At 67.6% G+C, this 10,178-nt stretch carries 8 protein-coding genes; 3 read left to right on the forward strand and 5 right to left on the reverse strand.

Going from position 1 to position 10,178, the window contains the following annotated elements; genetic code table 11:
* Positions 1-80: 80 nt before the first annotated feature.
* The 4 genes from Cocul_RS10095 to Cocul_RS10110 all read right to left on the reverse strand — a co-directional run bounded on the left by Cocul_RS10095 (position 81) and on the right by Cocul_RS10110 (position 5,524).
* Positions 81-878, reverse strand: a complete 798-nt coding sequence (locus Cocul_RS10095) for a heme ABC transporter ATP-binding protein (RefSeq protein WP_069723621.1) — start codon at positions 876-878, stop codon at positions 81-83.
* Positions 875-1,894 carry a FecCD family ABC transporter permease gene (locus Cocul_RS10100; protein WP_055123167.1) on the reverse strand — a complete coding sequence of 340 codons (1,020 nt, stop codon included), beginning with the start codon at positions 1,892-1,894 and terminating at the stop codon, positions 875-877. The genes Cocul_RS10095 and Cocul_RS10100 overlap by 4 nt, the downstream gene beginning before the upstream one ends.
* Before the next feature lie 116 nt (positions 1,895-2,010).
* Positions 2,011-3,120, reverse strand: a complete 1,110-nt coding sequence (locus tag Cocul_RS10105) for a heme/hemin ABC transporter substrate-binding protein (RefSeq protein ID WP_055123168.1) — start codon at positions 3,118-3,120, stop codon at positions 2,011-2,013.
* Positions 3,110-5,524 carry an HtaA domain-containing protein gene (locus Cocul_RS10110; RefSeq protein ID WP_160318512.1) on the reverse strand — a complete coding sequence of 805 codons (2,415 nt, stop codon included), beginning with the start codon at positions 5,522-5,524 and terminating at the stop codon, positions 3,110-3,112. The genes Cocul_RS10105 and Cocul_RS10110 overlap by 11 nt, the downstream gene beginning before the upstream one ends.
* 341 nt (positions 5,525-5,865) lie before the next feature.
* On the opposite strand from Cocul_RS10110, the gene Cocul_RS10115 reads away from it, so the two are divergent.
* From Cocul_RS10115 to Cocul_RS10125, 3 genes are all read left to right on the forward strand, one after another.
* Positions 5,866-7,197, forward strand: coding sequence for a glycosyltransferase family 87 protein (locus Cocul_RS10115; protein WP_055123170.1), 1,332 nt, complete (start codon positions 5,866-5,868; stop codon positions 7,195-7,197).
* Position 7,198: 1 nt separating this feature from the next.
* Positions 7,199-8,644 (forward strand): glycosyltransferase family 87 protein, encoded by a 1,446-nt coding sequence (locus Cocul_RS10120; RefSeq protein WP_055123171.1) that lies wholly within the window; start codon positions 7,199-7,201, stop codon positions 8,642-8,644.
* 173 nt (positions 8,645-8,817) lie between these two features.
* A complete protein-coding gene (locus Cocul_RS10125; RefSeq protein WP_055123172.1) occupies positions 8,818-9,198 on the forward strand; it encodes a DUF1304 domain-containing protein in 381 nt (126 codons plus the stop codon).
* A 291-nt stretch (positions 9,199-9,489) separates the two neighbouring features.
* On the opposite strand, the gene Cocul_RS10130 is transcribed toward Cocul_RS10125, so the two are convergent.
* The gene (locus Cocul_RS10130; RefSeq protein WP_150114458.1) at positions 9,490-10,131 is read right to left on the reverse strand and encodes a hypothetical protein; all 642 of its coding nucleotides are present in this window, start codon (positions 10,129-10,131) and stop codon (positions 9,490-9,492) included.
* Positions 10,132-10,178 lie beyond the last annotated feature (47 nt).

Raw genomic sequence — 10,178 nt, forward strand, 5'->3', positions numbered from 1 at the left:
TCTCGGAAATATCCTTCCGAAAGGGGCCTTATCACCACTCAGACTACCCCACGAAAGCCCATTTCGGAAGAATCCTTCTGCTATCCCGCAGGCATTGGCGGGAACTCCACCTCCGCCGCTGCGGCGGGTCTAATCCACATCCCCACCCCCGGAACCTTGTCCACCGCCACCGGCCACTGGTACACCTCGCTGAGCCGTTCGGCGGTGCACACCTCCTCGGGCGTGCCCACCTCCACCAGACGGCCGTCGCAAAGCAGGGCCAGGCGGTCGCAGAACCGGGAGGCCGCCCCCAGGTCATGCAGCACCACGATCACCGCCACCCCCGCAGCCACCAGGTGCCGTGCCAGGTGCAGGGTGTGCTCCTGGTAGCCCACGTCCATCGCGGCGGTGGGTTCGTCGAGGAGCACGCAGCGCGCCTGCTGCGCGATCACGCGGGCCAGGGCCACGCGCGCCCGCTCGCCGCCGGAGAGCGTGGTGATGTCCCGTTCCTGTAATTCGTGTAGGTTGAGCACGCCCAGCGCGTAGTCGATGATCTCTCGATCTCGCTGCGGCTCCCGGGGCCAGGGGGTGCGGCCCAGGGCCACCACGTCGCGCACGAGGTGGGCGAAGGAGACGGAGGTATCCTGCGTCATGACCGCCCGCAAACGCGCGGCCTCGCGCGAGCGGTACTCGCCGTAAGGCCTGCCCGCCAGCATCACCTCCCCGCTGCTCGGAGCCCGATCTCCCGCCAGGGCGGCCAGCAGCGTGGACTTCCCCGCCCCGTTGGGGCCGATGAGCCCCAGCACCTCGCCGGGGTATGCACCAAGGGAGACGCCCCTCAGCAATTCCCTGCCGCGTACCCGCACGCCGATACCGCGCGCCTCTATCACGGGGTTCATGCGTGGTCTCCTCGGCGCAGGCTGCGGCGCAGCAGCAGGAAGAACGTGGGCCCGCCCACCAGCGCCGTAAAGACGCCGATGGGCAGGTCCGCGAAGGGAATGAGCGTGCGCGCCGCCAGATCGGAGAGCGTGACCAGCACGCCGCCGCCCAGGCAGGACAGCCCCATGAGCCACCCGTGGGAAGGACCTATGGCCTGGCGCAGAATGTGCGGCACGATGAGCCCCACGAAGCCGATCACCCCGGCGAAGGCCACCGCGGAGGCCGCCAGCGCGGTGGAAAGCCCCACGATGAGCACGCGGGTGGCGCTCACGTTGAGCCCCACGTGCTCGGCGGCGCGCTCGCCCAGGCTCAGCACGTCCAGGCGGCCCGCGATCAGGCAGGCCACCAGCACGCACGCCACGATGGGCGCCGCCACGGTGCCCACGTGCGACCACAGCGCGCCGTTGAGGGAACCCATCTGCCAGAAGATGATCTGCTCGCGCGCAGACGTGGGAGCCAGGAAGATCAGGATGGAGATCGCCGCCCCGGCCACCGCGTTCACAGCGATGCCCGTGAGGATCAAGGTGAGCACGCGCACCTCCCTGTCAAAGGAGGCCAGGCGGTACACCGCCACGGCGGTGAGCAGCCCGGTAATAAAGGCCAACAGCGGAATGGTAGCCAGCCCGGCGAAACTCAGGCCAAACACTATTCCGGCGGCCGCCCCCACGCCCGCCCCAGAGGTCACCCCGATCACCGAGGGCTCGGCTAAGGGGTTGCCAAAGAGCCCCTGGAGGAGGGTTCCCGCCACCGCCAGGGCCGCTCCCACCAGCAGGCCCAGAACGATGCGCGGCAGGCGGATCTGCCAGATCACGCTGCTGGCGAGTTCCTGCCCACCCGGCCCGGCGCGCAGCGCCTGGCCTACCTCGGTGAACGAGAGGCTGAACTGCCCGAGCGCGAGGCTGGCCGCCAAAGAGACCAGTAGCGCTACCGATAACGCAACCAGCGTGAGCAGCCGCGCCCGGGCGCGACGCGCCAACGCCGAGCTTTCCGACGCCGAAGTGCCCGCACCGCTCTGGGGCAAGCGCGCCAACGCCGGGCCCTCCGGCTCCCCGGAAGCGGCAGGGCCCGGCCTTGTATCAGCCTCCCCCAGACTCACTGATTCTCCCCGCCCTCACCCAGGTACACGGCCTTGGCCGCCCGCACCAGGGAGAGGCCCGCCTGCGGGCCCATCGAGATGGCCTCGGAATCCGGGAGGGAGACGATGCGGCGGTTCTTCCCCGCCTCCGTCTGCGCCACGCCGGGGCGGGCCAGTAGCCCCTCCACGCCGCCCACGGATTCCAGGCCCTTCTCCATCACCACGATCACCTCGGGGTTGAGTTCGGCCAGGGACTCCGCGTTGGCGGGCTTGACGTCCACGATCCCGGCCTCGCTGGCCACGTCGCGCCCACCCAGGGCCTCAATCATTCCGTCCGCGCCGCTGCCCTTGCCCAGGATGAAGAACACCCCGCCGTTGCCGCGCATGTAGAGGTAGGCCATGCGCACGCGGTCCTCGCCGTAGGGGGCTAGGTCGCTTACCTCGGTGGTGGCCTGATCCATCTGGGCGCGGGTGCGCTCGGCTAAGGCCTTGCCTTCCTCGCGCACGCCCAGGGCCCCGGCCACCAGAGTGATGTCATCTTCCAGGGAATCGCGGGTGCGGCGGGGGTCAAGCACCGCCACGGGGATTCCGGCGTCGCGGATTTGCTGGATCACCTCGGGTGGGCCCACGGATTCGTCCACGAGCACCACGCTGGGGCGTAGTTGCAGGATCGCCTCGGCGTTGAGGCTGTGCCCGCTCTCGGTGACCACGGGGAGATCGGCCAGGGCCGGCTCCTCGGAGGAGACGGTGCGCCCCACGATGTTCGCCCCCAGGCCCAGGCCGCTCACGGTGCGCGAGAGCGTGCCGTAGAGATCGAGCGCGAGGATGCGGGAGACGTCGGTAACCTCCACGGGGGTTCCGGTGGCGTCGCTAAAGCTCACGGGCAGTTGCGGCTGAGGGGCCTCCGCGACCGGCACGATGTCCCCCACCGGCTGCGCGGAGGAGGGGCCCCGGAGGGTATGGGGATCGGGGGCCTCGCCGCGCGCGGGCAGCTGTTCCACGGCACTGGTCGCGGCGTCCCCGGCGGCGTGGCCGCTCTCGCCGGAGTTACCGCAGGCGCTCAGGCCCAGGGTGCTGAGGCTCACCACCAGCCCCAGGGCCACCAGCGTGGTTGCCTTATTCTTCATAATCGCCTTCCGTTTTCTTTGCCGCCCTGCGGCCCATCAGTAGGTACACGCCCAGCCCCGCCAGGCCGAGCACCATAACCGCCAGGGAGGGCGGGGTCATGGGGTTTTCCGCCAGCGCCACCGCCGCGCTGCGCGGGGCAACCTGATCGCTATCCAGCAGGCTGGTGCGCGAGCCCGAGCGCGCGGCGTCCACCTCCATGGGCGCTTCCGCCTCCGTGGTCTCCGGGTTATCGGTGTTAGTTTCCCCGGACTTTTCCAGCGCCGCGATCTCCTCCTTGGAGAGGGTCTTGGCCCCCGCCCCGGCGCTCTTCGCCGCCTCCGCGCCGGTCACGGCCCCGCAGCTCGCGCCGCCGGAGAGCGCCGCCTTGAAGGTCACCGGGGACATCTCGGTGCCGGCCGGGTAGAAGTTGCCCAGCGCCGTCGCCCCGGCCTGCGTGAGCGAGGCGGCGGCGGTGCCGTCGATCACGTCCCCGCTGACGCTGGTGTTCACCGCCAGGTCGGCCACGGCGATGCGCCCGTAGTTCACGGTGTTGCCCTCGGTATCGTTCGAGGTCACCTCCGCGATGAGCGTTCCTCCCCCGCCCGCGAACTGAACCTCGGGGTTGGCGATGGTGGTGTTGAGCACTCCGTCGTGCCCATAGAACGTCACCGATCCGCCGTGGCTGATAGTGCCGCGCGCCGCCGAGGTATCCACCGCCCCCTGTTTTCCGCTGAATACGAAGGCCCCGCCGGACTCCGTGGCCCCGCTCAACCGCCACCCGCCATGAGCGATCGGGCCGCGCACGTAGGTGCGGAAGGAATCTTTCACTCCCCAGCCCAGGCGCGCGTCCGAGACCGCCTTGGTCGCCGCCTCATCGCACGTCCCGCCCGCGCTGATCGACGCCCCCGAGTTCCCACTTGAGGCCGGGGTCCCGGCGGCCTGTTGCGGTGCCGCGACGTTGAGCGCGGGCTGACCCTGGCCCGGCGAGGTGGCCGGGGCGGGCTGCTGGCCGCCGGTACCCGACGGCGCCTGGGTGCCCTCGCCCGCGGTGGCCGGGCTGCTGGCTGAGTAGTCGCTCAGGCCCTCGCCGGTACCGCACTCCGCCGCCCCGCTGACGGCGAGGGTCACGTCCAGGGGATCGGCCTGGTTGTTTCCCTCCCCGTAATTGCCGCCAAAGGCCCGGTTTCCCTCCGCCGTGATGTATCCCCCGCCACTCAGGTGCACCTCCCCGGAGGCCAGGGCGTCCTGCGTGATCGGATTATCCAGGGTGAACTCCGCGATGACGGCCTGGGTGCCGGTTTCTTGCCCCGTGACCTTGGCCCCGGCAGCGGGACGATTGACGGTATTGGAGCTAAAATCCGCGATGAATTGCGCCTGGTTACCCCGCACCTTCACGCTCATGTTGCTCATATCAATCTTGAGCAGGCCCATGTGCCCGTGCAGGCTGAGGGAGCCCGCCAGGGGAATGTCCGCCCCCTCCGGGGTGACGGTGGCCTGGCCCTGCGGGGAGGTGAAGGCGAATTGCCCGTCCGCGCCGCCTTGGGATCCGCGGTACTCCACGCCGTCGAGATCCCAACCGCCCATCGCGATGGGGCCGGTGAGATAGTTGCGGAAGGACTGCTTGATGCCCCACCCCGCGGAGGCCGAGGTGACCTCGGCGCACTCGGCGGCGTTTGTGGGAGCGGGCGCGGCGGCGGGCCTCGTCTCCGCTGCCGGAGCCGGGCTCTGGGCAGGAACGGCGGGGGCGGCGGGTTCAGCCTCCCGCCCCGGGGCCTGTGCCAACGGCACCGAGGTATCCACGGCTCCGCATTCGCCCTGGCTCGGCGCGGTACGCAGCCGCAGGGTCGCGGTATCGCCCTCGTTATTGCCCTCCCCGTAGTTGCCGCCGAGGGCCTGGTTTGCCTCCTCCGTGAGCCGGGTGGTGGCGGTGAACGTGGCGGTACCATCGGCGGCGAGAGCCTGGGAGAGGGGCTGATCGAGGCTGAGCGTGGCCAGGGGGACGCGCTCCTGGGTGCCTCCGCCGAAGCCCAACACGCTAGAGAGCGGGGCCGGGGAATCGCTACCCATGCGGCCCACGATCTGCCCCTGGGTGCCACGGATCTGCACCTCAAGATCGCTCATGGTGATGCTGAGGGCACCGAAGTGCCCGGTCAGGTGCACGGAGCCGCGCAGGGGAATATCCGCATCATCGCTGCCGAGGGCGGCGCGTTCGGCGTCGGCGGGGAAGCGGAACGCTCCATCGCTGCCTTTCTCCTCTCCGTGGAACTCCGCGCCGTCGAGTTCCCAGCCGCCCATCGCGATGGGGCCGGTGAGATAGTTGCGGAAGGACTGCTTGATGCCCCAATCGAGGGTGCCGTCGGCCAGGCCCAGGCATTCCTGGGCGTGCGCTACGGGCACTATCGACGACGCGACGGTCGGCCCCACCACCGGCACTGATACGAGGCTTAAACCGGCGACGGCCACAGAGGCCGCCCATGCTTTCCAAGGCGAGGCGGAGCGCATATCTTTTCAGTTTCCTCTCAGAAAATCCCAAGCCCCTCCATTTAAGGGGTGCCTTAGTAAGGGAACACTACTCCGACCATAGGCACCGCGTAAAGCATACTTTTTACTGACATCCACCACAGCTATCAGATGCAAAACTACCTCCGCTGCCGGGAGCCGGAACCCCACCGGCTAACATCAAAGAAGTCCGCCGCGATAACCCTCATAAGGGCTCAGCGAGCCCGTGTGAACCCATCGCCTCCCATAGTGTGAAAAGTACCTGTATGCCGCGTCGCTCGCTCCACCGCACCCGCGTTTTCAGCCCCGCCACCTTGATCTTTGCCCTGCTCTTTGGCGTGGCCAACGCGGCGATCTGGTTTCACCGCCAGTCCACGGATGACTGGGCCTCCCTGTGGATCGCGGGAGAGATGGTCACGCGCGGGGACACTCACCTGCTCTACGACATCTGGGAAAAGGACTTTTCCCGCTGGACGGCACGAGTCTGGGACGCCTACGTGGAGGGTAACCCCAACTACAACTTCCCCCACCCCTTCGTGCACATACCCCTGGTGGCCTGGTTTACCGCCCTGCTCACCCAGATCATGAGCTACGGCACCTCGGAGGTGATCCTGACCTTCGCCCAGGGATTCTGCCTGGTCACGCTCGTCGCCTCGGCCTATACCCTGTGGTTCAAAAAGCCCATGCGGTTGCCGCACCTCGCGGCCGCCACCACCGTGCTATGGCTCACCGCCGCCTTTCAACTTTCCTCCAGCATCGGACAGACCACCCCGCTCATCCTGGCCGCCATCGCCTACGGCCTAGCCATGGCCGCCCACCGCCCCGTGCTCTCGGGGTTCGTCCTGGGAATCGCGGCGGCCATCAAATTAACCCCGTTGAGCCTGCTCATTCCCCTGGGAATGTTCCGGGAAACCCGGCGCGCGGCCGTGGTGACGGCGGCCACGGCGGCGTCGATAGTGGGGCTTTCCCTGATCCTTGCCGGTAGGGACGTGTTCGGGGAGTGGATGAGCACCCTATCCTGGCTCAACAGCAGCGGGCTCGTGGACACGGTGAACCAAAGCTTTGTCTCCGTCCTGTTGGAGCCCAGCACGGAAACCACCATGCAGATCGGCAAGCGCATCGAGGAACTTCACGTGCCCATCGTGGCGGACATTCCCCTGTGGATCACCGCGATCTCCCGTGGCACCACCCTCGTGGGGCTCGCGGGGGTGTGCTGGGCCGCGCTGCGCAACCGGGAGCGCGCCTTTGAGATTCTCTCCGTGGGAGGCTTCACCCTGGCCACCCTCACCGCGGGGATCATGTGGACGCACTATCTCATCATCGTGGCCCTGCCCATCATGGGAACCCTGGCGCTGACCCCCCGGAACCGCGTCAGGATCGTCTACCCCGCCCTGGCGCTTTTCACCGCGCTGCTCCTTCCTCCCTTTGCCCAGGAGTCCCCGTTCTACGTCCCGTGGCTGGGGTTGGTTTCCCTCTCCCTCCACCTGATTCTCTTCCTGCTGGTGGCGGGCGCGCCGCGCACTCATCGCGCTGCGCCTCGCCCCACCAGGCGCAGAAGCACCCCCTTTTCCCACCGAGAAGAAAGGATCGCCTCCTAGCATGGGATCGCACACGAGTTCCGCCGCAGTGTCCTCGCGCACGCTGAGCCCCGCGATCCTCATCGTGGCCACCCTCATGGGCATCGCTAACGCCCTGCTGTGGATCACCCAAACGGACAGCGATAACCTCGCTACCATCTGGACCGCCGGGGAATACGTGCGCTCCGGCGACACCTTTAAGCTCTATTCTTTCTCCGCCTACCCCGATCAACCCTTCCTTTACCTGCCCCTACTCGCGGCGCTCATCGCGCCCCTAACCGCCGTCCTCCCCTTTGGGATTGCTCAATTTCTCTTGGCCCTCGCGCAGGGGTTCAGCCTCGTCCTGCTGATGGCCAGCGCTTATACCCTGTGGTGCAAGCGCACCATGCCCCTGGCCTGGTTGATCCCCGTCTCCCTCGCGGCGTGGTTTAGTTCCGCCTTCCAGGTGGGCAGCGCCACCGGCCATATCAGCGTGCTCACCCTCGCCGCCGCCACCTGGGCGCTCACCGTGGCGCGCAGATTCCCCCTGCTCAGCGGCTTGGTGCTCGGTATAGCCTGCTCCCTCACCATGACCCCCCTGGTGCTCATCATTCCGCTGCTGCTGTGGTCGAGCACCCGCCTGGCTGGGGCCTGGGCCGTCGTGGGAGCAGGAGCCACGGTGGTGCTCTCCGCGCTGTTTGCCGGCCTGTTCAGCGTGCGGGAATGGGTGGCGGCGCTGCGCGATGTACTCGGCGGGGCCGTTATTGACAAGGAAAACCAGGCGTTTAGCGCCATCGTCATGGGCTACCGGGAACCGCTGCCGCGCGGGATCGATACCCAGGTGCTGACCAGCGTTCCCGTGTGGGCGCACCTGGTTCCGCTGCTCATCGCGCTGTTGGTCGCCGCCGCCACCTGCTGGGCGGCATGGCTCAACGCCCGGTACACCCAGGAGATCCTGCTCGTCGGGTGGCTCAGCGCCGCCTACCTCGCCTCCCCCTTACTATGGACGCATTCCCTGCTCATGCTGGTGCTTCCCATCGCGGGAATCCTGGCGATGGTGCGGCCCCGCCGCTACCAGGATGCGCTGTGGACTCCCCTGGCCGTGGTGGTGCTTCTGCTCTTTTGGCCGCTCGCCTCCACCACCAGCTTCGAGGATGACGGCATGGGCGTGCCCTGGGGCGGGCTCCTAGCCACCCTCCTCATCACCGTGCTCTTCCTGCTGGCCGCCGCCGTTCCCGCCCGCGAGCCGGGACGCGCGCTGCGCGAGGCCTCCGCTCCCCGTTCTCATACCTCCGCCGTCGTCTCTCACGTCGCGGCGGCCGGAGCCGAGGAATCGGCCTTCAGCGCGGCCGGGGACACCCCCGATGTCCGCGAGTGGTACCGGCGGGGTTCCCAGCGCCTGCGCCAGGCGTGGAACCGACGCAACACAGAGAAGGAACGGGCAGAACCCACGGCACCCTCGGACGAGGGGAACGAATACGGGGACTAGCCTCCCCAGCCGGAGCGGCGAGTCACCCCGCCCCGCGCAGGAATACCTCAAGGGGCGGCGCTGTTAAGGTATAAGGCATATCGTATTCTTCCCGCGCTTGGGCCCTCCGGCATCACCCCGGAGGCGCTACCCCGCTGCGGGGCCTCTTTTTTGAAAGGACCCCTCACCCCACCATGCTCGCCCTCGGTTTTACCTTTGCCCTCCTGGCCGCCCTCGTCCACGTATTCATCTTCTACCTGGAGTCCTTCGCCTGGGAGGGCGAGCGGGCCCGGGCGCTCTTTGGCACCACCCCGGAATCCGCCCGGCTGACCAAGTTCAACGCCTATAACCAGGGTTTTTATAACTTCTTCCTGGCCGTGCTCGTCTTTGCCGGGCTGATAGCCCTGCTGTGGAGCCGCACCGTGGGCATCACGCTGGGGCTAGCGGGAGTGACCCCCATGCTCGCGGCCGCGATCGTCTTGTTCGTCTCCTCTGCCCCGCACCGCCAGGCCGCCATCAAGCAGGGTTCGTTCCCGCTGCTGGCCACGATCTTCCTCGTCATCGCCGCCGTTTAGGCTCCCGCACCCTTCGCGTTTGCCTCGCCAGGCTGCGGATTGGCTAGACTGAGGCATAGTTTCTACCAGAGGAGAACACATGTTGAGCGTGAGCCTGAGCCTTATCGACGTCGCCGGGGACGTCCTTTCCTATGCCCTCGCCGGTATCGGCAGCCTGATGCCCGGCTTCCCGCCGGCACCGCCGCTGTCCTAAAAACCAGGGCGTCCACCCCGCTTCTCTGCCTCCCGGATCCTGCACGGATTCGGGAGGCGTTTTTGTAGGCACACATCGGGGATCTGCCGAAAACTCAGTCACTCCGCCGCAAAGCCCGCGCCGCTTACCCGCATGGCCTGCGGGGCTTCTCCCCGCTCAGCGATCCCATCAAGGGCCTCGTCCAGAGCCATGAGCATGAGCAGATATTCCGAGTGCTCCGCGCCGGAGTGTCTGCTGGCGCACTCCACCCAATCCGCCGCGCTGCCCACCAGGGCAATCCTGGGGTCACCCGCCACCCATATCTCCTGCGGCTGCTCAATGAGCCCGCCCTCCTCATTCTTACCCGGAGCCATCCCCATCTCGCGCAGAAACCAGGATTCGTTGACGTAAGCGCAAAATTCGCGCTTGATCTTTTCCGCCCGCTGGCTGAGCGTGACGTATTGGGTGGCGTGGAATCCTCCCGGCTCCGCCACGATTCCGGGGTGCTGGTATTCCCGGAACTCAATGATCGCAAGGGCCTCGTCCAGGTGCACCGCCATGAGCGAAAAAGGATGCGGATCGGCCCGGGAACAACCACGCCAGTATTCCTCCCACTGTGCATCACTGCCCGCCACGGGGATGAGCCCTAGTTCATCGTCGCGCACGGCAAGGCCCTCGGGGGTTTCCACCATGATCGGCTCCTGCGCCCACCGCCGGTTCAGGTAGTCCCGGAACCCTGCTTTGATCTCCGCTGCCCTCATGGGCATCACGATTGCCCAGGCCCCACCCAACCGTCAAGGCCCGTCAA

This window comes from Corynebacterium oculi (assembly GCF_001412105.1).
Taxonomy (GTDB): domain Bacteria; phylum Actinomycetota; class Actinomycetes; order Mycobacteriales; family Mycobacteriaceae; genus Corynebacterium; species Corynebacterium oculi.

Excerpts from the sequence above, each read along its gene's own strand:
- Cocul_RS10095 (WP_069723621.1), bottom strand. The coding sequence starts at position 878 with ATGAACCCCGTGATAGAGGCGCGCGGTATCGGCGTGCGGGTACGCGGC.
- Cocul_RS10105 (WP_055123168.1), bottom strand. The coding sequence starts at position 3,120 with ATGAAGAATAAGGCAACCACGCTGGTGGCCCTGGGGCTGGTGGTGAGC.
- Cocul_RS10115 (WP_055123170.1), top strand. The coding sequence starts at position 5,866 with ATGCCGCGTCGCTCGCTCCACCGCACCCGCGTTTTCAGCCCCGCCACC.
- Cocul_RS10120 (WP_055123171.1), top strand. The coding sequence starts at position 7,199 with ATGGGATCGCACACGAGTTCCGCCGCAGTGTCCTCGCGCACGCTGAGC.
- Cocul_RS10125 (WP_055123172.1), top strand. The coding sequence starts at position 8,818 with ATGCTCGCCCTCGGTTTTACCTTTGCCCTCCTGGCCGCCCTCGTCCAC.
- Cocul_RS10130 (WP_150114458.1), bottom strand. The coding sequence starts at position 10,131 with ATGAGGGCAGCGGAGATCAAAGCAGGGTTCCGGGACTACCTGAACCGG.